Source organism: Aquimarina spongiae (genome assembly GCF_900141785.1).
In the GTDB taxonomy this organism is placed as follows: Bacteria; Bacteroidota; Bacteroidia; order Flavobacteriales; family Flavobacteriaceae; genus Aquimarina; species Aquimarina spongiae.
The window spans coordinates 254887-281202 of sequence record NZ_FQYP01000003.1; the positions used below are offsets into that span (position 1 = coordinate 254887).

The window sequence follows — 26316 nt, forward strand, 5'->3', positions numbered from 1 at the left end:
CCCTACAATGAAAACAATCACTTTTAGCATTCTATTCTTTTTGATTTTCAATTTCACGTATTCACAAACCAAAAAGAACGTATTCTTTGATCAACAAGCTTTGATTTCAAAATTCCACACCATTGATGAACTGGAAGACATGAAAAAGGGGGAATTGATAAAACTATACACCGAACGAGTAAAAGAAGTCACTACAGTATTACCTTATCTTGCATTGACCAATGAAGCAGGCGTAAAACTATCAGACATTGGTATTAAAGAGAGTTCTGATCATCTAAAATCATTAGACAAACATCACGAAGCCATATTAGATTCTTTTGAGAGTACGAATAATATGATTTCCGAATTCATCCCTTATGCAGATACCGAAAAAATTGTTTGGGCAATTTTATATTTTGAAGAAGTCATCAAAAAAATACGCATAGGAGCCAATGGAAATTTCTAATTTCCAATTCTCCTTTAAACTCACAAAAACCAGTTGTAACTAACTGGTTTTTTTATTCATTAGAACTAAGGTTTTTAACATTTAAGTATAGCTACCGACAGAAAACACTTAAATTTTTGATTCAACTAACTCTTTTAATTGTTTATATATCAGTAAAAAAAGGACAAAATCTTCCAAAAAACACCCTTTTTGATGGGGGGATTTCCCCCTTACACATTTTTGTTTAATTTTCAGCCAATTGAAATAAACATTTATTATTTTTTTGATTTTCAGCAGTATAAGAAAAATAAAGTAAGAATTATACTCATAATATTTTATTAATTTTTCTTAAAAAGACGACGAACGTACAAAGTTTACGGTAAACACGTAACCAACTTTAACAAAACTCTGCTAACTTAGTAATCCCAAAAGTTGGAAGAAAGAAATTTCCTCCAATAATTTAACCCCAAAATAATCTACTATGAAAAAAAGAGCTACCCTGATTACCCTATTTATTTTGTTTTTATATACCCCAACACTTACAGCACAAGACTTTGGAGAAAACGAAGAAAAATGGGCAAAAGGCTGGACAAATTTCTCCCCTAACAAAACAGATTATCCCGAAGCAGAAGAGAAACTCCCTAACATTATTGCCAACGACACTTATTTAACTAATGATGTGGTCTATTTAATGTCTGGTGATGTTTATGTTACACAAGGTGCTTCATTAACTATTGAAGAGGGCACAGTTATACGTTGTGACCATAAAGATCCTGCTAATCTTATAGTAACCAAAGGTGCTAGACTAATAGCCGTAGGATCTAAAGCATATCCAATTGTCTTCACATCCAACAAAGCTCCAAAATCAAGAAATAGCGGTGATTGGGGTGGTATTTCAATTGCTGGATCAGGAAAAACTAATACCGTTTCCGGAAATGGACTTATAGAAGGAAATTACAATCCTCAATTTTCAGTATACGGTGGAGACAGACATGAAGAGCAAACTACTGTCCTTAGATATGTAAGAATCGAATACCCTGGAAACACTACCAAAAGACAACAAGGATCCAATGGTCTTTCTCTTTATGGAATTGGATCGGGATCGATAATAGATAATATTATGGTTAGCTATTCTGGTCAAGATTCTTTTAACTTTCATGGAGGAATAAATGATGCTCAAAATCTTATTTCCCTAAAAGCAAATGACGATGACTACCAGATGGCAGAAGGTTTCAAAGGAAATCTTAATAACGTTATGGCGGTACGTCATCCATACATTACTAGCCCTTCTGGTTCTTATGCTATAGAAGTAGATGGATATGATGAAAACATGGGATATGTTGATCCAAATTCGGTAACAGATGTTACTATTAGCAATGCTACTTTAGTAAATCTATCAAATAAGACAAACTACCAACATACTGGTGCTGCTGTGTACTCTTCTAATTCTGCATTAACCTACATCCACAAGTCTAAAATCTCTGGTTTCTCTGATGTGGTGCAGTTTGACAAGTCCTACACATCTGTAGCCTTGATTCAAAAAAGATTTATGATGGATAATAGCTTTTTCAATATTCATGGAGAAGGAGTTCGCGTAGCGCACCAATTAATAGGAAAAGGAGCATTAAATATTTTAAAATACAATAGATTCACTAAAGATTTTGTTGATACCAAAGATCTTTTTGATGATCCAGAAAATAACCTAATGCCAAAATTTCAGCTGAAACAATCTATGAATAACTACATGGTAATGCAGTAATCGAATTTTAAAAAAACAGTCCCCCCAATTTAAATTGATCCCTGTTCAACAAAACCGATTTTTGTCTAATCAGAGTTATATATTATGTTTAAATTATTAGTTAGTTTTATTTTCCTTCTAACATTACAAAGTACAATTGCACAAAAAACAAACGACGCCGTTTTTTTTTCGCAAACCAAGCAAATAAATCGTTTTTATACGATTAGCGAACTAGAAGCCTTAAAAAAAGGAGAACTCATACACCTTTACAAACAACGTGTTGAGGAAATCATGATTATACTTCCGTTTCTCTCACTCACCAACGAAGCAGGGGTAAGACTCAGTGACATTGGAATAAAAGAAGATTCCAGAAATGTAAAAGTACTAAAGAACAACACTGAAGCCGTAGCCAAAAGCCTGGAAAGCACAAAAGTGGCTATCGAAGAATTAGTTCCATATGCGGATACCGAAAAGATTATTTGGACCATACTCTACCTTGAAGAAATCATTAAAAAAATGAGAATTGGAGTTAACGGTAACTTCTAAAGATAATTGTAATGTGTTTAAATTATCATTAATTACTTAGGGTGCAAAAGCGACTGTTTAAGGTCGCTTTTGTGTTTAAAAGAATTTTAGCTGTAAGATTATTATATTTACTACTACTAAGATACTATGACCGTACTATATCTTTTTTTAGGAATCATCATTGCCATAATTGGTGCAGTACCCTTAGGAGCTGTTAATATCGCAGTGATCAACACATCGATCAAAGAAAATATAAAAAAAGCTTTTTATATCGCTTTGGCTGCAGGTGTTGGAGAAGTTTTTTTAGCTCTTTTTGCTTTGCATTGTAGTATGGAGCTCTCTGCATTTTTTGAAAACAATCCTTGGATACAAGGTTCTTTTATAGCACTCTTTTTTGCCATTGGCATCTATTTCTTAATATTTGCCAATAAGAAGAAAAATACAACTAGTGGTAAATCCAGAAAAAAGATCAAAGCGCCTAAATCAAAATTTTTAACTGGCTTCTCTCTTGCGATTTTAAATCCACCAGTGATTATCTATTGGCTCATAGCCATATCTTTAACCAACAAATACGTATTTGCATTAACTATCCAAAATCCGATATCTTCTCTTGCCTTATTCTTTTTAGGAATATATCTAGGCAAAATAGGCACTCTATATTTTTACGGAAAATGGGGAAATAAGATGTCTCAGAAACAAGGAGATTCAAAAACTAAAATTCACCGAATTATAGGAGTGGCATTGATCGCAATATCGATCGCGCAGAGTATAAAATTTGTCATCGAGTAATTGACACCAAACAGTGACTAATTAACCGTTAGCTCTACAACGTACCCTTCATTATTTCTAACATTAAATACGGTATTATCTTCAAAAATGAGATATTGACCTTTGATTCCTTTTAAAATTCCCGAATATTCTGGTGTCTTTTCCAGATTCAAACTTTTTAACTTTTCAGGGTATTGTAATACAGGGAAATGTAATTCAGTTTCTTTTCCGTTCTCAATAAAATACTCTTGAACCTCTTCTGGTAAAAAGGACTTTAATTTGTTTTTGTGCGCTATCAAATCCTCGTCTGCTACTTCGTTTTTTAGCATTGTACGCCAATTCGTCTTATCTGCTACCTGTTCTTTTAAAGCCACTTCGGTAATTCCAGCCAAATATCGATTAGGGACTTCTACTATTTCTATAGCTTCATGAGCACCTTGATCTATCCATCTTGTAGGTACTTGTGTTTTGCGAGTTACCCCTACTTTTACATTACTAGAATTTGCCAGATATACAATATGTGGTTGTAACTGCACTTTTTTCTCATACTCAAGATCTCGATCCTCTATATCCAAATGTGCTTTACTCAATTCGGGGCGCATCACCCAATCCCCTACTTCTGGCCTGTTGTAAAAATCATCATAACAGTAGCCCTGTCGATAAATTTTTTTGTTCTCACCACATGCTAAACATTGATATCCCACAAAAGAGATCTTAATTTTTTTATCCAGTAATTGATTGACATTGATAAAATCTGATTCAAAAATCAGATAATATTGAATAGGTTCTCCTATTTCAGTTTGCATCTTGGTAAGGACCCCTTGATATTGCATAAAACTATGTTATAAATTAAGGTTAGAAGAAGAATGTAATTATTTTTATTATTTTAGTTTTCTGATGGCGGCCATCTAAAACAAATAAACCACAATTTTCGCATAAATATACATCAAAAAATGCCAATCCCATTAGTTAATTCTATAGCCAGTTGGTTCTTGAAAAAAAGATTTCATCAAATGGAGCTTTTTTTGAAGTACCCTAATGAAGTACAGCTAGAATTATTACACGTACTATTGGAAACTGCGAAAAACACAGAGCTTGGAAAGCAATATGATTTTTCTTCCATAAATAATTATGAAACCTTTAAAGAACGGGTTCCTATCAGATCATACGAAGATTATGAATCTATGATCGAAAGAAGCCGATTAGGAGAAAGTAATATCTTTTGGCCCACACCCATACGATGGTTTGCAAAATCAAGTGGCACTACAAGCGCTAAGAGCAAATTCATTCCAGTAAGTGAGGAATCTCTCGAAGATTGTCATTTTGCAGCCGGAAAGGATTTACTATGCATGTATCTTAACAACAATGAAAACTCAAAACTCTTTACGGGAAAAAGCTTACGTCTTGGTGGCAGTAAGGAGTTATATAAAGAAAATGGCACTTCTTTTGGTGATTTGTCTGCTATCATTATAGACAATATGCCTTTTTGGGCGGATTTCAGCTCGACACCCAGTAGTGAAATATCGCTGATGAGCGATTGGGAATATAAGATGAAAGCCATCGTTAATGAAACTATCCAAGAAAATGTAACCAGCTTGGCAGGTGTTCCTTCCTGGATGTTGGTTCTTCTTAATCAGGTTTTGGAAACAACAGGTAATGAAAACTTGTTTGAAATCTGGAATCATCTTGAAGTGTATTTTCATGGAGGAGTCAGTTTTGAGCCATATCGCGATCAATATCAAAAGATCCTTCCTAATAACTCTTTCAAATATTACGAAATCTATAATGCCTCTGAAGGATTCTTCGCAATTCAAGATCGAAACGATTCTTCAGAGTTACTTTTGATGTTGGATTATGGGATCTTCTACGAGTTTATACCCATGGACACTTTTGGAACTCCGAAACAAAAGGTTATTCCGTTAAGCGAAGTGGAAGTAGATAAGAATTACGCAGTAGTGATCACCACTAATGCCGGATTATGGAGATACATGATCGGGGACACTGTTCGTTTTACTTCTGTTAAACCTTATAGAATTAAGGTATCGGGCAGAACAAAACATCATATTAATGTCTTTGGCGAAGAATTAATTATCGAAAACGCCGAAGAAGCCCTTAGAAAAACCACTCAAATCACGAATAGTGAAATCGTAGACTATACCGTAGCTCCTATTTTTATGGAAGGAAGAGAAAAAGGAGCTCACGAATGGGTTATAGAATTTAAAAAATATCCTAATAACCTTACCGAGTTTGCTTTTGTACTGGACCAGCAGTTGCAGGAAGTAAACAGTGACTACGAAGCAAAAAGATACAATAATACTACTTTGAATATTCTTCAAATCCGGGAAGCCAGAAAGGGATTGTTCTATGATTGGTTGAAAAACAAGGATAAACTTGGCGGACAACACAAAATACCAAGGCTATCAAACACGAGAACCTATATTGAAGAATTATTATCTCTAAATCAGGTAAGTTCTTACTAATGAGCTGGTAGCATTTCTGCATTTTGAAAAATCTGACGTTTTTCGGGTAAAATCAGGTAAGAAATCCATAAAAAAATACGGTTTTACCGTAAAATTTTTATGTAAGAATACTTGTTTTTAACAAAAAAAGTAGTATTTCATCGACCAAAAAATGCGTTTAATCTAAAAATTCCCAAATCACTTTTCAACAACTCTTTTTCATATTAAATTTGTTACCAGATAGTTACAAACTTACTAAAGCCCCGAAATATGAAAACTACATTATCTTTATTATTATTTTTATTTGTTGTTACTGGAATAAGCGCTCAAGAGAATGTGAGTACTACACCTGTAAAAGAAACAACCAATGAAACTATTAAGGATATAGCAAAGAACGAAGATGCGGCAAACGCTAGAGTTTCGGCTAAAAAAATTGCTTCTGATGATATGGCCTGCTACGGAGAAATATCTAAAGTTACCTTTTATGAAGCATTAATCATTCAAAACAACTTTGATATTCAACTTAAGGATAGCAATAACCACAAGTTAGTACTAAGAAATACCGAAGATATAATCACAAACTCAAAAGAGAGAATATCATATACGGACTAAAAAGTATATTCCAACTATTCAACCAACAAAAAAGCCGTTATAGTTATATAACGGCTTTTTTGTATTTATAAAGTAATCAACCTTAAGCTTAAGACACTGCCTTAAGCTTTTTAATGGTGGATTTATTCAGTTTCTTTTCTGCATAATCCTTGGTCACTCTCAATTCACTTTCGTCGCTCTCAGGCAACTCAAACATCGCATCTGTTAAGATTGCTTCACAAAGTGATCGTAGTCCACGAGCTCCCAGCTTATATTCCATCGCTTTGTCAACGATATAATCCAAAGCACCATCTGTAATAGAAAATGTGATATTATCCATCTCAAACAATTTCTTGTATTGTTTGATGATTGCATTCTTTGGTGCCGTTAGGATAGAACGAAGTGTTTCTCCATCCAATGGATTCATATAGGACAGCACTGGTAATCTTCCTATAATTTCAGGAATGAGACCAAAATCCTTTAAATCCTTTGGAATGATGTACTGTAACAAGTTATCTTTTTCTATAGCATCTTCACTTTTTGAAGCACTATATCCCACAGCTTGCATATTCAATCGCTTTTGGATGATTTTTTCAATTCCGTCAAAAGCTCCTCCCGCAATAAACAGTATATTTTCAGTATTTACCTCAATAAACTTCTGATCGGGATGCTTCCTCCCTCCTTTTGGTGGTACATTAACAATTGTTCCTTCTAGTAATTTAAGAAGTGCTTGTTGCACACCCTCTCCAGAAACATCTCGTGTAATACTAGGATTATCGCTTTTTCTTGCAATTTTATCGATCTCATCAATAAAAACAATACCACGCTGCGCTTTTTCTAGATTATAATCTGCTGCCTGCAAAAGTCTGGTTAAAATACTTTCTACATCTTCGCCCACATAACCAGCCTCGGTAAGCACGGTAGCATCTACTATTGCCAAAGGTACATTAAGCATTTTTGCAATAGTTTTTGCCATCAGGGTTTTTCCTGTTCCGGTCTGCCCAACCATAATGATATTACTTTTTTGTATTTCAATATCATCTTCGGTTTGAGGCTGCAACAAACGTTTGTAATGATTATACACCGCTACAGACATGATCTTTTTTGTAAACTCTTGTCCGATTACATATTCATCCAAAAACTTCTTGATCGCCATTGGCTTGCGTAACATTAGTTCATTACTCAATTCGCCGGTTTCTTCATCTTTGGCTTCTTCAACAACAATTCCATGTGCCTGAACAATACATCTATCACATATATGGGCGTCTAATCCCGCAATAAGCAAGTTTGTTTCAGGCTTCTTTCTCCCACAAAAAGAGCATTCTAAATCTTCTTTCGCCATCGTTATTTAGTTTCTATTAATCTTTCTCTTTGTATTACAAAAAATATATCCCAATTACGTTTACTATAACAATCGTGTGAAACGAAACATTTTAGAACGCGTTTTTCAGCAATACTATGTTATTTTCATTAAGTCGAAACACAAGCCTCGAACTCAATAAAAGAATGTTATTCTCTTGTTAAGATTTCATCAATCATTCCATACTCTAAAGCTTTATCAGCTTTCATCCAGTAATCTCTATCACTATCCTCATAAATCTTTTCGTACGTCTGTCCAGAATGCTTTGCAATAATCTTATATAATTCTTCTTTCAGAATCAATATCTCTCGAGCTGTGATTTCAATATCACTAGCTTGTCCTTGCGCTCCACCTAGAGGCTGGTGAATCATTACACGACTATGAGGCAAACCAGAACGTTTCCCTTTTTGACCAGCACAAAGCAACACAGCACCCATAGAAGCAGCCATACCTGTACAAATCGTAGCTACATCTGGTTTGATAAACTGCATCGTATCATAAATCCCTAAACCAGCATATACGCTTCCTCCTGGAGAATTGATATAGATCTGAATATCTTTTGAAGCATCTACACTCTCCAAAAATAAAAGTTGTGCTTGTACGATATTAGCAACCTGATCGTTGATACCAGTTCCTAAAAATATAATACGATCCATCATTAATCTTGAAAAAACATCAAAAATTGCAATATTCATTTGACGTTCCTCAATAATATTTGGAGTCATATTGGTTGGATACATACTACTAATCATCTGGTTATAATACGTACTGCTTATCCCATGATGTTTTGTAGCATATTTTTCGAATTCTTTTCCGTAATCCATATGTTCTTTCTCTGAAATTTTATTTATAAAAAAAGGCGTTCACCACTACGTGGTTTAACGCCCTAAATATAAGTATAAATTCCTTAGTAAATTACAACATTAATTATTTGTAAACTTCTTTTATGAATTCATCAAAGCTTACTTCTTTGGTTTTAAGCTTTGCATTCTCTTTGTAAAAATTCAATAACTTTTTGCTCATCAATTGCTCAGAAATTCTTTTTACCTCATCCTGATTTGATAAGATACGCGCAGCAATATCCTCTAACTCTTTGTCTTGAGGAGACATCTGCCCAAACTGAGCCATTTGTCCTTTGATCAAGTCTTTGGCAAAGTCTTTTAATTCTTCAAAAGTTACTTGCAAATTGTTATCGCTAATGATTTTACCTTCTATCAATTGGTAACGCAATCCTTTTTCACTTTTCTCAAACTCATCTTTAGCTTGATCTTCAGTTAATGGCTGCTCTCCTGTAGTGCGAATCCATTTTTGCAAAAATTCTACTGGTAAATCAAACTGAGTATTTTCAAGAAGTGACTCCGTAATAGCGTTTAGCAATTGCTGATCAGACTGCTGCTCAAACTGCAACTCAGAATCCGTTTTGATTCTTTCCTTTAATTCGGTAACACTTGAAATAACACCTGGACCGTATAACTTATCAAATAACTCCTGATCCAAATCAGCCAATTCTTGTTTGTTGATTTCATTAACTGTAAAAGTCACTTCAACATCCAAATCCTGAGCCTCATCATGAGTAATTTTCAGCGCACTGATCAAGTCATGATCGTCATTAAATAACCCTTTTGTTTTTAGTGTAAGTGTATCTCCTATCTTTGCTTTTAAAAACTTATCTAGATTTCTTTTTCCTTTGATTTTTTCTAAAGCAACAGTAGTAGGATTATTGATTTCTTTTTCTTCATTTACGAAAACACCGGCAACCAAATCTTCTTTTTCTGCAGCATCTTTAGCGACTAATTTACCATACTGTTTTTGGATGGTATTTACCTGGTTATCGATCATCTCATCGCTAGCAACAATTTTGTAATGAGTAATCGCTTTTTTACTGTTAAGTTTAACATCAAACTTTGGTGCTAATCCTAATTCAAATTCGAAAGAATAATCATCAGCATCCCAATCAAAATTTTCTTGTTCTTTTGGTAAAGGGTTACCTAAAACATCTAATTTTTCTTCAGTTAAATATTTGTGCAAAGCATCTTGCAATAATTTATTCACCTCATCTACCAATACTGCCTTTCCATACTGTTTCTTAACAAGCCCCATAGGAACATGACCTTTTCTAAACCCAGGAATATTCGCGTTTTTGCGGTAATCCTTTAGGATTTTATCTACCTTACCAGTATAATCTTCTTTGGAAATATCAACAGTTACTACTGCATTTAAATCGTCTAATTGCTCTTTTGAAATATTCATTATCTCTACGTTTACTACTAAAAATTGGGTTGCAAAAGTAATACTTTTTTACGTCACAACAAATTTTTAACTCCTTGAAAAACAGCTAGCTTTTATCTTTTATCAAAATTGAATGTAGGATCGATTGAAATACCGATAACAAAACACTAAATATCAACGCCCAAAGCCATCCATTGACTGAGAATCCATCGATAAAATAATCGGCCAACAAAATAATTGCAGCATTAATCACTAATAAAAATAACCCTAAAGTAACAATGGTAGCCGGTAAGGTCAAAAACACTAGAATTGGCTTTACGATAGTATTTAAGATTGCCAAAACTACCGCTACAATAAGCGCACTTACATAATTATCAACCTGAGCGCCCGGTAGAATTTTGGCCAACAACAAAACAGCCAATGCGCTTAAGACTAATTTTAAAAGAAATTTCATAATATAATTGGTTATGGTTTGTATGCTATGAATATAAAAAAACCTGCTTAAAAAATAAGCAGGTTTTTTCTATTTTGAATATCTATTGTGATCTTAGTTCACTTCGTTACTTAAGGTAACTGTACCAAAATCTCCTGGATCTACTCTAGGAAGCTGTGCTCCATAAGTTTCTTGAATAGCATCTAGAATTCCGTTGGTCACCAAAGCATGAGCTCTAGGAGTAGGATGTACTCCATCTAAAGAGAATCCTCCACCGGTAACAAAATCTGAAGTGATGATACCTCCATTAAAAGGTATACCTCCATTTGCAGCTTGCGATAAATCACTCGCTACATCATAGAAAGCAATACCGTTGGCCGCTGCCAATCCAGCAATAGTAGCATTAAAAGAAGTTCTTGCGGTTTCTATAGCAGTAAGTTCATCACTATCTAATGCATCCTGATCATCGATAGCACTGATCGCAGCTATCACTAATGCACCTTGCTCTGCAGTTGGCATTCCACCTGCTTGTAGGATCCCAAGCACCTGAAGTACTTCTGGAGTTAACACTACAGATCCATAACCTTGCGCCAAAGCAGCCTGATCAATAGTAAGTACCAACAGCTCTTCTTCGGTCATTTGACGGAAACCAAGTGGGTTTGTAGGTGTTACTTCGGTTTTGATTAAAAATCTGTTTGGTCCAGCATTAAATGTAATCGCATATTGTGACGCTATTGCTTGTGCCTGAGCCAAAGGAGCTCCGGTTCCTGCAATTTGAGCCGTTACAATACCAACTACCGCCTGGAAGAAACCTGTAAGACTTGCTGCCTGAGTAGCATCTAGTACCAATGCATTATTAGGAACAGTTGTAAAAAATGGTAAAGATGTTACATCTGGCAAGTTCAATACAACTCCTCCTGCACCATTGGATGTAAGGGCAGCTAAAAGATCGTTATATACCGAAGCAAATACATTATTATTCGTAATATCATTAGACCCGTATGTTGAAGGGTCTAAATTTCCTGTTACATTATGATCTTCTCCAACACCACCAGAAGTAGCATAAGAAAGAATATCATTATTACCTATCCACAAACTAAAGAAAGTTGGGCTTTGTGCTACTGCATCACCAATTACTGTAGAAGTTGCAGATGAAGCAAATCTTGCATAATAAGGATTAGCTAATCCTGCAGCAACACCTGCAGCGTTTCCATAACCCGGAGCGGCTAAATGATAACTCTTAGCTCCTGGAACTCCCATATTATTAAAAGAACTTCCTAAGTTATTTGTAAAATCTGTAGTTGGTGCAGCACCGGTAAATCTAGCTGGACCAGGATTTCCTTGAGCATCAAAAGCCAACACGAATCTAGTAGGGAACCTTACTGGATCATTACTAAATCCTCCAGCATTATCCGCCATCAAAGGCTGTGTAAATTCTCCTCCACCAGCTAATGCAAATTGTTGAGATAGAATATTTGGAAAAGAATTTTCCTGTCCTGTAATATATAAGGCCCCATCAGCAAACCCAGCAGTTAATGAATTTCCTAACGCTACGAAGTTACTAAAGTTCGCTTCTCCACTGGTAAATACTCCTGATTCATCAATTGGATTATCAAATTCTGGCTCACAAGCCACCAATCCAACAGCTAGAATCGCTAAATATTTTATATTTTTTATCATCATGAATTACATTTTATAAGTTAAACCAAGACCTGGCGCAAAAGCGCTTGATTTATAAGTTCCTTCAAAAGGAACTGCTTGCCCTGAAACAGGATCTACACCAAAGTCATACGACTCATCGATTTCATCAAATCTCAAATAAAAGAAAGAAGCATCGATCGCTAATCTCGGAGTGACCGCAAAGCTAAATCCTCCAGAGAATCCATCAGAATCATTACGAGGTGTTTCCGGCGCGAAGAAACCTGATTGCACAGGAGATTCATCTCTATAATACCCTGCTCTAAGTGCAATCTTTTCTGTTGCCTGGTATTGTAATCCAAAACGATACACTGAAGAGTTCTTATAGTTACGTGGGTTCAAAGAAGTGGCTCCGTTTCCGAAGGTAAGGTCCAAAGATTCATATACCTCCCAGTATTGTCTGTTGAAATCAAAAGCAAATAACCATTTCTTATACTCATAAGACAATCCAATAGTTAACTCAGCAGGTAGCGGTAATTCTGCGCTAAATGTTGTATTTCCATTTGCTGGGAATGCAGGAGAATTTGGAAAATTGGCAAAAGTCGCTTCTCCATCTTCTGCCTCAAGGATGATTTCACTTCTATAGCTAAATCCTATACGAAGGTTTTCGGTTGGATTAAACATCGCTCCTACACTCCACCCCCAATTACTTACTCCAGAATCATCTACAGTAATATTGGAACGGTTTCCTTCGATATCTGTCAAACTTCTATTAAAGTTACGATTAAAGTTTACCGAACCTGTAACATATATAGGCCCTCCACCAATACTGAAATAGTCTGAAAGCTTGAAAGATACAACAGGCTGCACATAAATCGCTGCCAGATCAATATTGTTTACCAGGTGAGATCCCGCCCAATCTGTTGGCCAGGTAACCTCACTTCCGTAAGGAGTATATACACCAAGACCTACAGACATCCAGTCATTCACCTTGTAAGAACCATATAAATTAAGTGGTGTTCCTACAGAACTATCTGTTTCAGCAGTAGTTCCTAGTGATGCATTTTGATAAATCACATCTGTAAAAATAGCACTGGCACCAACACTTACATTCAGGTTGTTTTCCAGATACACAAGACCTGCAGGGTTAAAAAATACAAGTTCAGCACTATTCACAACAGCTACTCCAGTGTGCCCCATTGCAATCGCTCTCTGACCTTGCACACTAACTCTATATCCACCGGCATAAGTAGCCGAAACTACAGAGATGAATAGAACTAACGATAGAAGTTTTTTCATAATAATTTAGAATTGTTTTTGTTTTAGGGTTTGTAAAAAGATTCCCCAAAAATAGTAGAAAATACCAATTAGACAACGAAATCCTAAAAATATTATGCATACATAGCATTTTTTACTTAATTTTTAACAAATTCCAATACTTCGGCTAAAAATTGAGATGGGTTTTCGGCGTGTAACCAATGCCCTGCAGCAGGAATTTCACGTATGTAGGCATTGGAAAATTGACGAGTAATTCCAGGCTGATCTTCCTCTAAAATGTAATTGGATTTTTCTCCTTTTAAGAACAAAGCCGTACCGTCATAATGATATTCTTCTCCTAATGCTACCCCAATTTCTGAAGCATTTTTGATGAGTGCACTCAGGTTCATTCTCAACCCAAGCACTCCTTTTTCTTTCCAGTATAAGTTCTTCATCAAAAACATTCGAACTCCCATATCTGGAACATACAGACTTAATTCTTTATCCACTTCCCCCCTAGACTTCAATACTTCAAAATCAAGTGCATTCAATCCATCCAAAATATCTTGATGATGCAAAGGGTAATACTTTGGTCCGATATCCGCTACAATTAATTTTGAGATCAACTCTGGATGTTTTACCGCAGCCAACATCGCCACTTTACCTCCCATAGAATGCCCCAGCAAATGGATAGTATCCAAATTGTTCGTAGTACAGTACTCCAAAAGATCCTCTACCATATAATCATAACTAAATTCATCACTATGTGGACTTCTTCCATGATTGCGCTGATCGATTAGATGAACTTCAAAGCCCTGTTCAGAAATTTTTTTGCCTAAGGTTTTCCAGTTGTCTCCCATCCCTAAAAAACCGTGAAGAATTAGCAAGGGCTGCCCTGCCCCAAAAACATTAGCGTGTAATTGCATAACTATATTATTTAAGACGGTGTAAGTACATCTGAATCACATTTTCTAAGCCAAGATAAATGGACTCACTAATTAATGCATGTCCTATAGACACTTCTAAAAGACCAGGAATATTTTCTTTAAAAAATTGAATATTATCTAATGACAAATCATGTCCAGCGTTGACTCCCAGACCTAAATCTATTGCCAATTGTGCACATTGGGCATATGGTGTAATAGCCTCTTTATTTCCTTTACCGTATTCCAAAGCAAATTCTTCGGTATAAAGCTCTATACGATCTGCTCCTGTCTTGACTGCTCCTTCTATCATATCAATCACCGGATCCACAAAAATCGAGGTTCTGATATCATTTCGTTTGAATTCTGAAATCACTTCATATAAAAAACTTTCGTTCTTTTTGGTATCCCATCCGGCGTTACTGGTAATCGCATCAATAGCGTCAGGAACCAGAGTGACCTGGGTAGGTTTTACTGCCAAAACCAAATCCACAAACTTTGGAATTGGGTTTCCTTCTATATTATATTCGGTATGAACAATGGGTTTTAAATCATAAGCATCTTGATATCGAATGTGTCTTTCATCTGGCCTTGGATGAATAGTAATCCCCTGCCCTCCAAAATCCTGAATATCACCTGCTACTTTCAGCAAATTCGGCACATTACCCCCTCTTGAATTACGAAGCGTTGCAATTTTATTGACATTAACACTTAACTTTGTCATAGTTTTTGATGTATTTATCTAAAAAAGCAAAAATACAAAGTTGAGAACGCCTTGATTGCATATTTTTTGATTATTTTGCATCATATAGGGGTCCAAAAAACATATGAAGACGAACTTATACATAGTAAACGAAATTGAACCTTTAGACATCTCGGTTAAGGTAACTGAAGCCCAATTATTATTTAATGAGCTAACGTACACCCATTTCCCGGTAATAAAGGACAAAACCTATTTGGGTTGTATTTCTGAGACAGATATACGGTGTTTTGAAACCGACAAGACTCTGGAAGCATACCAGTATGCATTAGAAGGTTTTTTTGTTAGAAAAGATCAAAATTGGTTGGATATTTTGGAAGCTTTTGCGCAAAACCAATCGAACATCATACCGGTTCTGGACGATAACAATAGCTACCTAGGACTTTTCGAACTGGGAGATATCATCAACCTTTTTAATGAAACTCCTTTCCTGAGTGAGCCCGGTAATATTCTGATTGTAGAAAAAGGAATATTGGATTATTCATTCAGTGAAATTTCTCAAATCATTGAATCAAATAACGCCAAGGTATTAGGATTATTTATTTCTAACATGGAAAATGATGTAGCGCAAATCACTATCAAAATTGGAGATAGTGATATCAATAATATTGTTCAGACTTTTAGAAGATATAGCTACAATATTGTTTCGAAACACCAAGAAGACACCTTTTTAACCAATTTAAAGGAACGATCAAAATATTTGGAAAAGTATTTAAATATTTGATTGTTTATATAACCAACTCATACAAACCATATCGTGATGAAGATCGGTATTTACGGGCAGTTCTATCATAAAAATTCGGGGATTTACATCCAGCAATTACTAGACATTCTTGATAACAATGATGTCGAAGTAGTCATTGAAAAGAATTTTTTAGAACTGATTCATCTTCATGACGAAATCGACAAGAGTTATTCTCATTTCAGCACTTTTGAGGAATTAGACACATCTTACGATCTCTTTTTCAGTATCGGGGGTGATGGAACCATATTAAGAACCATTACTTATGTTAGAGATTTAGGGATTCCTATTGCTGGGATTAACACCGGAAGATTGGGATTCCTAGCCACCATCCAAAAAGAAGAAATACAAGATAGTATTGATCTTATCCTTAAGAAAAAGTATGTCATATCCCCAAGAAGTTTGGTTACGGTAGAAACGGTAACTCCAACAGACGAGTTTGGAGTTTTGAATTTTGCGATGAATGAAATTGCCGTTAGTAGAAGAAACACCACCTCGATGGTTACCGTGCACACAAGTTTGAACGATGAGTTTTTAACTTCATATTGGGCAGACGGCCTTATTGTAGCTACACCTACCGGATCTACGGGATATTCTTTGAGTTGTGGCGGACCTGTTGTGATGCCTGACGCAGAAAGCATGTTACTTACCCCTATAGCCCCGCACAATCTAAATGCAAGACCTCTGGTTATTCCTGACGACACAGAAATTAAACTTCAGGTTACAGGAAGAGAGGATTCTTATTTAGTCTCCCTGGATTCAAGAATCCACACATTACCTAATGAAGCTACTGTGATTATTAAAAAAGCTCCTTTTAAAATAAATATGGTTGTTTTGGAAGGCAATAGCTTTCTGAAAACACTGCGCAAAAAAATGTTATGGGGAGAAGATAAACGTAATTAAACAATAAAATCTGCTAAAAAGTGTTTTTTAAGTCATACTATTTTACTCAAATTCTTGTGTACTAAAGTTAATTGTTATATTTGCAAACTTTTGAAAATCTATGAGATACTTAGCATCACTATTATTTATTGTATTTTTCGTACAATCTGCTACATCCCAAACTTACGAAGTAGGTTTGATGGCCGGAGGCGCCAATTATATAGGTGATGTAGGGTCGACGTACTACATTGCTCCCAACGACGTAGCTTTTGGGGTAATTGCAAAGTGGAACAGAAGTAAAAGACATGCATTTAGAGCTTCGTTTCTATATGCAGGACTTGATGGAGATGATTCTAAAGGTGATGATCGTAGAAAAGAAAGAGGACTAAGTTTTGATAATTCTGTAAAAGAACTATCAGTAGGTATGGAGTTTAATTTCTGGGATTGGTTTTTATATGATGGAAAACCCCAGTTTACTCCTTATCTTTATAGCGGATTGACAGCTTTTAACTATGGTGCACAGGCAATAGATGCCAGCAACCAAATAGAAGCCTATAGCGATAAATGGAGTTTTGCTATTCCTATGGTTGTAGGAATCAAAAAAACATTAGGTAGGGATTTTGTTATCGGGGCAGAGATAGGTGCCCGATATACGTTTACAGATAATCTGGACGGAAGTGATCCCGATGATAGATTTGGTACAGGATTTGGTAATTTAAACAACAATGACTGGTATGTATTTACAGGTATTACAATATCGTATACTTGGGGTAGGATACCGTGTTATTGTGCTTTTTAAAAATGGTTGACAAAAAACAGTTAAATGATAATATCCCTCAGCACGTTGCAATAATAATGGACGGCAATGGCCGATGGGCCAAAAAGCAAGGCTTATTCAGAAGTGTTGGTCACGAAAAAGGAACAAAAGCTGTTCGTGAAGCCGTTGAAAGTTGCGCTGAGATCGGAGTAAAATATCTTACATTATACGCATTCTCCACCGAGAATTGGAACAGACCCAAGTTAGAGGTAGACACTTTAATGAAACTTCTAGTCACCTCTTTAAAAAAAGAAATCAAGACACTTCAAGAAAACAACATTAAGCTCAACGCTATTGGCAACCTTCAATCTTTACCAGGAAAAGCCAGGAAAGAGTTAATGGAAGTTATAGAAAAAACCAAATCTAATGACCACATGACATTGACGCTTGCGTTGAGTTATGGAAGTCGTGAAGAACTTATAAAAACAATAGAAGAAATCAGTATTAAAGTTAAAAATGGTGTAATTTCGCCACATCTTATAAATGAATCAGTCATTAATGAGCATTTGTATACTAAAAACTTGCCAGATGTGGATCTTCTAATACGTACCAGTGGAGAAAAACGTATTAGTAATTTCCTATTATGGCAAATTGCGTATGCAGAATTATATTTTACAGAGATTTTATGGCCAGATTTTAGAAAAGAACATTTATTTGAGGCCATATACAACTATCAAAAAAGAGAAAGAAGATTTGGAAAAACTAGTGAGCAGCTCAGTTAAAAAAATGACAAAAAGATTACCAATTGCGTATTTTACGTTACTTGCTTTATTCATAAACACATTATCAGTTTCTGCACAAACTATCCCTGGATCCGGAGGGAAAGAATATGTTTTGGGTGAGATCAAAGTGACTGGAACTACTAGTTATAATGAAAATACCGTCATCACTTTTACAGGATTACGAAAAGGAGAACGCATCTTCTTACCAGGAGATCGTATTAGTAAAGTAATCAAAAAACTATGGGATTTGGAGTTGTTTAGTGATATCAATTTTTACATCACAAATGTAGAAGGAGAAGTTGCAGACATCGAACTTAACATACAAGAGGTCCCAGAATTAAATGAGGTTCGCATTGAAGGAGTAAAAAAACGTAAAGGGGAAGATCTCATAAAAGATAATAGCCTTACTAAAGGAACCAAAGTAACAGAAAATCTTATTACCACTACGCGAAATTTTATCGGTAATAAATACAAAAAAGAAGGTTTCTTAAATACCAAAGTAGCAATAAACACTACTCCAGTAACAGATACGGTAGCTACCAACAAAGTAAACATGTTGGTAAGAATCGACAAAGGTGATCGTGTAAAAGTTGCCAAAATCAATATCAATGGTAATGAGCAACTTTCTGACGCCAAGGTAAGAGGCGCCATGTCTAACACCAAACAGAAGAAAGCCTATAGGTTCTGGAAACGCTCAAAGTATATCAAAGCTGATTATCAGGATGACAAGGATAATGTCATCAAAAAATACAAGGAAAAGGGATATAGAGATGCTCGTATTGTTGGAGATTCTTTGATTATAAACGATGATAGCACAGTTTCTTTAAATCTGAATATCGAAGAAGGAAACAAATATTATTTTGGAAATATAAATTTCTTAGGAAACAGCGTATATACCGACAGACAACTAGCTAGACAACTTGTAATCAAAAAAGGAGATGTATACAATGGTGTTTTATTAGAAAAACAAATTGCTGACAATACCAAACCTGATGCAGATGATCTGACAAACCTGTATCAGAATAACGGGTATTTATTCTCTAGTATAGACGCAGTAGAAACCAATGTTTACAATGATACTATTGATTTTGAGATTCGTATTCGTGAAGGAAAATTGACATATTTTGATCATATTACAGTTACTGGGAACGACAAAACCAATGACCACGTAATTTACCGAATTTTAAGAACCAAACCAGGACAGCGTTATAGTAAAGATCTGGTAGTACGTACCGTACGAGAAATTGGACAATTAGGATTCTTCGATCCTGAACAGCTGGAGCCTCAATTCCAAAATGCAAATCCACAGGCAGGTACAATTGATATCAACTACCCTGTCGTAGAAAAAGGTTCCAGTCAGATTGAACTCCAAGGTGGTTTTGGAGGTGGAGGCTTTGTGGGTACACTAGGTTTGGCATTCAACAACTTCTCGATCCGAAATATCTTTAATGGTGAAGCGTATAGCCCACTACCTATGGGAGATGGCCAAACTTTGCGCCTTAGAGCCCAAGCCAGTAGATTTTTTCAGACTTACAGCTTGTCATTTATTGAACCTTGGTTAGGTGGTAAACGCCCATATCAGTTATCCACATCATTCTCTCATACCATTCAGTTCCTATTTAACAATATTAATCGTGATGTAGATCGAGATAGTAAGTTCCTTATTACTGGTGGATCTATAGGTATCGCAAAAAGATTAAACTGGCCGGATAACTACTTTACCTTATCCCAAGCTGTTAGTATCAGACACTACAACCTCAAAAACTACAACACCAGATTGTTTACATTTGGTAATGGATCGTCAAATGATTTATCCTATACTATAGGTTTAAGCAGAAATAACACTACAGTAAACCCGATCTTCCCAATTGGAGGATCAGAATTTAATATTGTTGCCAAATTATCGTTACCTTACTCCTTGTTTGACGGAAATGATTATAGCGCACTTGCAACACAAAGAGATGCACTAGAAGAAGAGCAAAGTAACCTTGATCTTACAGACACTCAACAACAGGTAAGAAGCCAGGAAATAAATGAAGAGATCGGAGAAATCGATCAAGAGCGTTTCAAGTGGTTAGAATACTATAAGATTAAGTTTGACGGTACCTGGTATACCAGCTTAATTAATTTAGGTAAAAAACCTCTTGTTTTAAGAACAAGAGCTGAATACGGATTCTTAGGATCTTATAATAGTAATAGAGGAAACATTCCTTTCGAGCGCTTTTTCCTTGGAGGTGATGGTTTGGGAGCTACAGCCCTTGATGGTCGTGAAGTTGTAGCGTTAAGAGGATATCCAAATCAGTCCTTAATTCCTTTGAGCAGACCTACGAATCAAGATTTTGATGGAGACGGTGCAACAATTTATAATAAATATTCGTTAGAACTTCGTTATCCAATAACGTTAAAACCAGCGGCATCTATCTATATGTTGACATTTTTGGAAGGTGGTGCTACCTATGACAGTTTTAAAGGATTCAATCCTTTTCAATTAAATCGTTCTGCTGGTGCAGGTTTACGTATCTTTATGCCAGCTTTTGGTTTATTAGGGATCGATTTTGGATATGGGTTTGACCCAATCCCAGGCACTAATACTGGGCCTAATGGATGGGAAACTCATTTTATTATTGGACAACAGTTTTAGTTTTGGCACGATTATTTCAATAAATAAACAAAATTATGAAAACAAAGATTCTTTTAATGCTCGCCGCGATTGTCTGGTTGTCGTTCACATCATCCGCAAGCGCACAAAAAGGCATCAGAATTGGTTACATTGATATGGAGTATATTCTAGAAAATGTTCCTGAATATAATCAAGCCTCTGCTGAACTTGAATCCAAAGTACAAAAATGGAAGGTGGAGATCGAAGCTGAATTGAAAGAGGTAGATGAAATGCGAAAGGATCTGAATAATGAAAGAGTTTTGTTAACCAAAGAATTGATTGAAGAAAGAGAAGAAGACATTCTTTATAAGGAAAAAGAAATATTAGAATATCAGCAAAAAAGATTTGGCCCTAATGGGGATTTGTTTTTACAGAAAAAACGACTCGTACAGCCGGTACAAGATCAAGTTTTTGTAGCGGTACAAGAAATCGCAAAAAACAAACGATACGATTTCATTTTTGATAAGACTGCCGATTTGGTCATGTTGTACTCTGCAGATCGATATGATATCAGTGATCAGGTTTTATTAAGAATCAATAGAGCCTCAAAAAGAAAACAATTGAATAACAAGAGGGAGAAAAAAGCTTTAGAAAGGTCCGAAAAAAGAAGTGCTGCTCAAGAAAAAGAAGTAACAGACCGAGAAAGAGCTACCTTACAAAAACAATCTGAAAGAGAACAACTTCTTGCACAGCGTAAAGCCGAAAGAGATTCTATACGTGCTGCAAAAAGAAAAGAGTTTGAAGAAAGAAGAGCAAAACTATTAGAATTACAAAAAAAGAAAAAAGACTCTATAGAGGCTTTAAAAGCCGCCAAGCAGAAACTGAAAGAGGATGACGATTCGCAATCTGATGGTGGAGACAATAACGAATAAATAACTTTAAATTTTATAACACCCTTTAATATTACTACAATGAAACAATTTAGAACATTACTAGTAGCTATTGCAATTACTATGGGAACCACTGGTTTTGTAAATGCACAATCAAAAGTAGCACACATTGCATCGCAAGAATTAGTTGAGGCAATGCCTGCTTTCAAAGCTGCTAAAAGTGAGATCGAAAAGCTTAACAAGACTTATGATGCAGAGATTAGAAATATGGTTCTAGAATTGCAAAGCACTATTAAAAAGTACTCCCAAGAAGCTGAAACAAAAACAGACGAGGAAAACTTAAAAAGACAGCAAGAAATTCAAGCTACAGAAAAAAGTATCAACGATTATAGAACCAATGCGCTTCAAGATCTTCAGAAAAAAGAAATAGAATTAATGAAGCCTATCTATGAAAAAGCACGTGCATCAATCCAAAAAGTAGCAAGAGCTCAAGGATTTAATTACGTACTTGACTCTACAACAGGAACAGGTGTAATCATGGCCGATGGTAAAGACCTAATGGCTGATGTAAAAAAGGACTTAGGTATCTAATCCGAAACCAAATTCTTTTACAAATAAAATTAAGGACAGTGAAGACTATTTCTCACTGTCTTTTTTATTTTTGAAACAAATTGCACGGTAGATGACACAAAATCAACCCATCGGAATATTTGACTCTGGAGTTGGCGGTACCTCCATATGGAAAGAAATTGCTGCGCTTTTACCCAGCGAGGACTGCATTTTTTTGGCAGATAGCAAATATGCCCCATATGGTAAAAGAAGTAAGGATGAAATTTTGCAGTTAAGTATCAAAAACACCGAAAAACTACTAGCATTAAACAGCAAAATTATCGTAGTAGCCTGCAATACAGCTACTACTAACGCGATAAAAACGTTACGCGACACTTATGATGTTCCATTTATTGGGATTGAACCTGCTATAAAACCTGCGGCTATTCACACCAAAACCAAAAAAGTTGGTGTACTGGCTACCAAAGGAACTTTATCCAGTGAGCTATTTGCACAGACCTCTGATCTCTATGCTCAAAATATTGAAGTGATTGAGGTGATTGGAACTGGATTGGTGGAGCTCATCGAAGAAGGTGAAATCCGTTCAAAAAAAATGCTCCATCTATTACAATCATATATGGATCCAATGCTGGAAAAGGATATAGACCACCTTGTTTTGGGTTGTACGCATTATCCCTATCTAATTCCGGTCTTAAAAAAGATACTCCCGAGCAAAGTAACGATTATTGATTCTGGAGAGGCTGTTGCAAGACAAACCAAAGCAGTGTTAGCTATCAACGGGATTTTGAATTCAAAATCCGATTTGGGAACGCACCAATTATATACTAACGCTAATCCCGAAATCCTTGCAGACATCGTCGCTTCAACAACAGTATCCCCTACGGTAAGCTTTTTGAACTTTTAGTTATTTAAAACAATCCAGCAAAGCTCCTTTTTTTGAAGAAGAGACAGCCAACTCTTTCCCAGAAGTGAGTACCACACTCCCTCCTTTTCCTTTTCGATATCTGGTAATTCTTCCAATATTCACCAAATAACTTTTATGTATTCTTAAGAAACCATGCACCCTGAGTAGATCTTCAAAATATTTCAAGGTTTTACTGACTAGCTTCTGTCCTTTTTCCAGATAAATTTTGGTATAATTATCATCAGCTTCACAATATAAGATATCTGCTACTTCCAGGATTTCGAAACCATCCTGTTGGGGAATAGTAATTTTGCTTTCCACTGCGGCCATTTTTGGTACCAATACAGCATCTTGCAGCGCCATTTCTTTCTGTTTGATATGAGTAACATGATCTACCGCTTTAATCAAATTATCAATAGCGATAGGCTTCAATAGATAATAAGTAGCCTGCGCGTTTAATGCTTCAACCGCATAATGATCATAAGCTGTCACAAATACAATTTCAAAAGTACGATCCGGAACTTGCTCCAGTAGGTCAAAAGCATTTCCATATGGCATTTCTACATCTAGAAATAACATGTCTGGTGTGATCGTTTCTAAAAGCTCTAACGTTTCTTGCACACTAGCAGCTTCACCCAATATGGTCACAGAAGTACAATATTTTTCTAAATAGTTACGCAGGATTAACCTGCTGTTTGCTTCATCGTCTACAATAATTGCGGTTAAATTCATCTATCTTTTTTAAGTATTAATTGCACTCGCGTTCCTTCTTCATTCCCGTTTAGATCCGAAATAAAAACATCGACTTTATCTTTGTACATTTCGTTAAGAATTTCTATTCTTTTTTTAATGTTGCCCATCCCTCGAGATTTTTGCAACTTCTGATTATTGGTTTTTAATGCTTTAGATTGCTTTCTCCCAATACCATCATCTTCAATAACAATCTTAATACTACCTTCGTCTATCTTATCAAATCGGATAGATAATGTACCTTTTTCTGATTTATACCGCAACCCATGCCAAACGGCGTTCTCTACATAAGGTTGCAAAAGCATTGGTGGGATCATATATTCGGCCACATCTATAGCCGGATCTACCTCCACCTGGTACTCAAATTTATCCTGAAATCTAAAGTGCTCCAGCTGCACGTACAAACGCAATAGTTCTATTTCCTTTTCCAACGGAATAAAATCCTCTTCACTGTTTTCCAAGACTGCTCTCATCAACAATGAAAAGTCGGTAAGATATCGATTTGCTGTTCTTTCATCACTGGTTGCAATAAAGGTATTTACCGAATTTAAAGCATTGAAAATAAAATGAGGATTCATCTGAGATCGCAGAGACTTTAATGCCAAAAGATTATTCGCATACCGCTGTTGTTTGATATTTCTGAACATTAAATACGCCATTAGTAATAATAACACCGAAAGGCCAATCAAGAAATAAATCATCACTTGTTGGCGTAAACTTTTTTGATCTAAAATTTCCTGAGAAGCGAACGCAAGTTGATAACGCGTCTCATTAAGTTCTCGGTCTTTCTCTAAAGTCTCAATTCTATTAGCACTCAAAGCCAACTCCCGACCAAATCGGGCCGCCTGAGATATTTCTTGTTCCTTTTGGATATATAACTTATCTACGATCACTTCATACTCCTCAAACTCTTCTGAAGCTTTTTCTAGCTCTCCCTTTTCACGATACACCTCTCCCAATTTCCGGGTAGCATCTTTTTGTACGATAAGATCATTTTTTGATGCCGCTTCCTTTTTACTCTCTTCAAAATAACTAATCGCTTCATCATATTTTTCTTGTGCTGCAAATGCATTGGCAATCTTATAATTTTGTACTTGCGGTGTAATTGCTTTATCCTCTTCCAACAACTCGTCTTCGGCGTTTTCCTCTATTTCCTCAATATCTGCCAGTGCTTCTTTACGTAATTGTATTTCTTTGTCATAACTATTACTCTTGTTATAAAAATCGGCAGCTACACTACGCTGTCTTGCAGCCGTTTTTCTATCTTGTTGCTGAGCCAACTGTACCGAATTATCTAGGTACCCCGCTGCATCAGAAGTATTACCTTGTTCTTGAAGTATATCAGCCAGTTTGGTGTTTAAAGATATTTCTTTATCATCAAGATTTTTCCTCTTACTTAGAGACAGTGCACTATTATAATTTTGAATAGCTCCCGAAGAATTTTCTAATCCTTTATTACTATCTCCCAAACCTTCTAAAACCAATATTTTTTGCTCTGCATTTAATCGGGACCTTTGCAGTTCGCTGAACGTTTTAAAAGCGCCTTGGTAATTCTTATCCTCAAGTTGCGCTTTTCCTAATTTAATTTTTACATCAGTATTATAGGCATAGGATAGGCTAATTCTGTAATTGCTTTCTGCCAGATCAGGTTGTTTTGAAAAACTATAGATATCTGCAAGGGTTTCATAGAGTTCTGCCCTCTTCATATCACCTTTTGGGTCATCTTCCTGAATACTTTCAAGGGATTTTGTGATATATCCAATACTCGCAGATACATCCTTTCTTATTGTACTTCGAGCTAATTGAAGGTTTTCCTGATATTCTGACTCTGTCCTTTTCTTGGATAACTTTTGTGATCTTATCGTTACCGGGTTTTCCTTTACTTCAACATCTACTCGCTGTCCGTCTTTAACAACATATCGCACCGTCTCGAAACTGTCATGGCTAATAACAATCTCATCTCCTATTCGTGCCTGTATTCTAAAGTCCCCAAAAACATCGGTCAATACTGTACCCTTACCCATTATGGTAATCTCTACATCTTTGATCGCTTTTTTGGTCTTTTTTTCTTTTACAGAACCCTTAATCACCATTGGCTTAGTTATGACGGGGGCTTCATTTTCTTCTTGAGAAAAACCTTGAAAAGACACTATCAAAAATAACAGCAGCATTACGCCAGACCACTTTATCATCTTCTGTTTCATAAGGATAAACTTAATCCATTTCATTGGGAAAATAAAATTCTCATTCTGCAAAAACAGCAACAACATGGTGTTTTTGGGTTTAAAAAAGTACTTTCCCTAATTCTGTATATCCGTTTACTAACCAGAAATGC

At 35.8% G+C, this 26316-nt stretch carries 25 protein-coding genes; 14 read left to right on the forward strand and 11 right to left on the reverse strand.

Annotated features, from left to right (window positions below):
• Window positions 1–7 precede the first annotated feature (7 nt).
• The 4 genes from BUE24_RS08545 (at window position 8) to BUE24_RS08560 (ending at window position 3476) form a co-directional block, all read left to right on the forward strand.
• Complete coding sequence (locus tag BUE24_RS08545) at window positions 8–445, forward strand: hypothetical protein (protein ID WP_084549458.1); 438 nt, start codon at window positions 8–10, stop codon at window positions 443–445.
• Window positions 446–905: 460 nt separating this feature from the next.
• Window positions 906–2183 (forward strand): hypothetical protein, encoded by a 1278-nt coding sequence (locus BUE24_RS08550; RefSeq protein WP_073315583.1) that lies wholly within the window; start codon window positions 906–908, stop codon window positions 2181–2183.
• Window positions 2184–2267: 84 nt separating this feature from the next.
• The gene (locus BUE24_RS08555) at window positions 2268–2708 is read left to right on the forward strand and encodes a hypothetical protein (RefSeq protein ID WP_073315584.1); all 441 of its coding nucleotides are present in this window, start codon (window positions 2268–2270) and stop codon (window positions 2706–2708) included.
• Window positions 2709–2834: 126 nt separating this feature from the next.
• Window positions 2835–3476: a LysE family transporter gene (locus BUE24_RS08560; RefSeq protein WP_073315585.1), complete on the forward strand. Its 642-nt coding sequence runs from the start codon at window positions 2835–2837 to the stop codon at window positions 3474–3476.
• Window positions 3477–3493: 17 nt separating this feature from the next.
• Here the strand turns inward: BUE24_RS08560 and BUE24_RS08565 are convergent, their stop codons facing one another.
• Complete coding sequence (locus BUE24_RS08565; RefSeq protein WP_073315586.1) at window positions 3494–4288, reverse strand: DUF2797 domain-containing protein; 795 nt, start codon at window positions 4286–4288, stop codon at window positions 3494–3496.
• Between the two features lie 120 nt (window positions 4289–4408).
• Between BUE24_RS08565 and BUE24_RS08570 the strand changes: the two genes are divergently transcribed.
• Window positions 4409–5935, forward strand: coding sequence for a GH3 auxin-responsive promoter family protein (locus BUE24_RS08570; RefSeq protein WP_073315587.1), 1527 nt, complete (start codon window positions 4409–4411; stop codon window positions 5933–5935).
• 249 nt (window positions 5936–6184) lie between these two features.
• Window positions 6185–6526, forward strand: coding sequence for a hypothetical protein (locus BUE24_RS08575; RefSeq protein ID WP_073315588.1), 342 nt, complete (start codon window positions 6185–6187; stop codon window positions 6524–6526).
• Window positions 6527–6614: 88 nt separating this feature from the next.
• Here BUE24_RS08575 and clpX read toward each other — a convergent pair whose 3' ends face one another.
• The 8 genes from clpX to BUE24_RS08615 all read right to left on the reverse strand — a co-directional run bounded on the left by clpX (window position 6615) and on the right by BUE24_RS08615 (window position 15069).
• Window positions 6615–7847: an ATP-dependent Clp protease ATP-binding subunit ClpX gene (clpX, locus tag BUE24_RS08580; RefSeq protein WP_073315589.1), complete on the reverse strand. Its 1233-nt coding sequence runs from the start codon at window positions 7845–7847 to the stop codon at window positions 6615–6617.
• A gap of 167 nt (window positions 7848–8014) precedes the next feature.
• Entirely contained in the window at window positions 8015–8689 is a 675-nt protein-coding gene (clpP, locus tag BUE24_RS08585; protein ID WP_073315590.1) for an ATP-dependent Clp endopeptidase proteolytic subunit ClpP, read from the reverse strand.
• A 103-nt stretch (window positions 8690–8792) separates the two neighbouring features.
• Window positions 8793–10115 carry a trigger factor gene (gene tig, locus BUE24_RS08590; protein WP_073315591.1) on the reverse strand — a complete coding sequence of 441 codons (1323 nt, stop codon included), beginning with the start codon at window positions 10113–10115 and terminating at the stop codon, window positions 8793–8795.
• 85 nt (window positions 10116–10200) lie between these two features.
• The gene (locus tag BUE24_RS08595) at window positions 10201–10548 is read right to left on the reverse strand and encodes a phage holin family protein (RefSeq protein WP_073315592.1); all 348 of its coding nucleotides are present in this window, start codon (window positions 10546–10548) and stop codon (window positions 10201–10203) included.
• Window positions 10549–10641: 93 nt separating this feature from the next.
• Window positions 10642–12207, reverse strand: coding sequence for an SGNH/GDSL hydrolase family protein (locus tag BUE24_RS08600; RefSeq protein WP_483188848.1), 1566 nt, complete (start codon window positions 12205–12207; stop codon window positions 10642–10644).
• A gap of 6 nt (window positions 12208–12213) precedes the next feature.
• Window positions 12214–13464, reverse strand: coding sequence for an OmpP1/FadL family transporter (locus BUE24_RS08605; protein ID WP_073315593.1), 1251 nt, complete (start codon window positions 13462–13464; stop codon window positions 12214–12216).
• 116 nt (window positions 13465–13580) lie between these two features.
• A complete protein-coding gene (locus BUE24_RS08610) occupies window positions 13581–14348 on the reverse strand; it encodes an alpha/beta fold hydrolase (protein WP_073315594.1) in 768 nt (255 codons plus the stop codon).
• 7 nt (window positions 14349–14355) lie between these two features.
• Window positions 14356–15069 (reverse strand): pyridoxine 5'-phosphate synthase, encoded by a 714-nt coding sequence (locus BUE24_RS08615; protein WP_073315595.1) that lies wholly within the window; start codon window positions 15067–15069, stop codon window positions 14356–14358.
• A gap of 103 nt (window positions 15070–15172) precedes the next feature.
• On the opposite strand from BUE24_RS08615, the gene BUE24_RS08620 reads away from it, so the two are divergent.
• The 8 genes from BUE24_RS08620 to murI all read left to right on the forward strand — a co-directional run bounded on the left by BUE24_RS08620 (window position 15173) and on the right by murI (window position 23231).
• Window positions 15173–15829 carry a CBS domain-containing protein gene (locus BUE24_RS08620; RefSeq protein WP_073315596.1) on the forward strand — a complete coding sequence of 219 codons (657 nt, stop codon included), beginning with the start codon at window positions 15173–15175 and terminating at the stop codon, window positions 15827–15829.
• Window positions 15830–15865: 36 nt separating this feature from the next.
• Window positions 15866–16750 carry an NAD kinase gene (locus tag BUE24_RS08625; protein ID WP_073315597.1) on the forward strand — a complete coding sequence of 295 codons (885 nt, stop codon included), beginning with the start codon at window positions 15866–15868 and terminating at the stop codon, window positions 16748–16750.
• Window positions 16751–16850: 100 nt separating this feature from the next.
• Entirely contained in the window at window positions 16851–17528 is a 678-nt protein-coding gene (gene porG / locus BUE24_RS08630) for a type IX secretion system protein PorG (RefSeq protein WP_073315598.1), read from the forward strand.
• Window positions 17529–17530: 2 nt separating this feature from the next.
• Window positions 17531–18268, forward strand: a complete 738-nt coding sequence (locus BUE24_RS08635; protein ID WP_073315599.1) for an undecaprenyl pyrophosphate synthase — start codon at window positions 17531–17533, stop codon at window positions 18266–18268.
• A 4-nt stretch (window positions 18269–18272) separates the two neighbouring features.
• Entirely contained in the window at window positions 18273–20909 is a 2637-nt protein-coding gene (locus tag BUE24_RS08640; protein WP_170864573.1) for a BamA/OMP85 family outer membrane protein, read from the forward strand.
• Window positions 20910–20944: 35 nt separating this feature from the next.
• On the forward strand, window positions 20945–21799 hold the full coding sequence (locus BUE24_RS08645) for an OmpH/Skp family outer membrane protein (protein ID WP_073315601.1): 855 nt from the start codon (window positions 20945–20947) through the stop codon (window positions 21797–21799).
• A 39-nt stretch (window positions 21800–21838) separates the two neighbouring features.
• Window positions 21839–22348, forward strand: a complete 510-nt coding sequence (locus BUE24_RS08650; RefSeq protein WP_073315602.1) for an OmpH/Skp family outer membrane protein — start codon at window positions 21839–21841, stop codon at window positions 22346–22348.
• A 91-nt stretch (window positions 22349–22439) separates the two neighbouring features.
• Window positions 22440–23231, forward strand: a complete 792-nt coding sequence (gene murI / locus BUE24_RS08655) for a glutamate racemase (protein ID WP_073315603.1) — start codon at window positions 22440–22442, stop codon at window positions 23229–23231.
• Here the strand turns inward: murI and BUE24_RS08660 are convergent, their stop codons facing one another.
• Window positions 23232–23963 carry a LytR/AlgR family response regulator transcription factor gene (locus BUE24_RS08660; RefSeq protein WP_073315604.1) on the reverse strand — a complete coding sequence of 244 codons (732 nt, stop codon included), beginning with the start codon at window positions 23961–23963 and terminating at the stop codon, window positions 23232–23234. It lies immediately after the preceding gene.
• Complete coding sequence (locus tag BUE24_RS08665; RefSeq protein WP_170864574.1) at window positions 23960–26185, reverse strand: tetratricopeptide repeat-containing sensor histidine kinase; 2226 nt, start codon at window positions 26183–26185, stop codon at window positions 23960–23962. The genes BUE24_RS08660 and BUE24_RS08665 overlap by 4 nt, the downstream gene beginning before the upstream one ends.
• Between the last annotated feature and the right edge of the window lie 131 nt (window positions 26186–26316).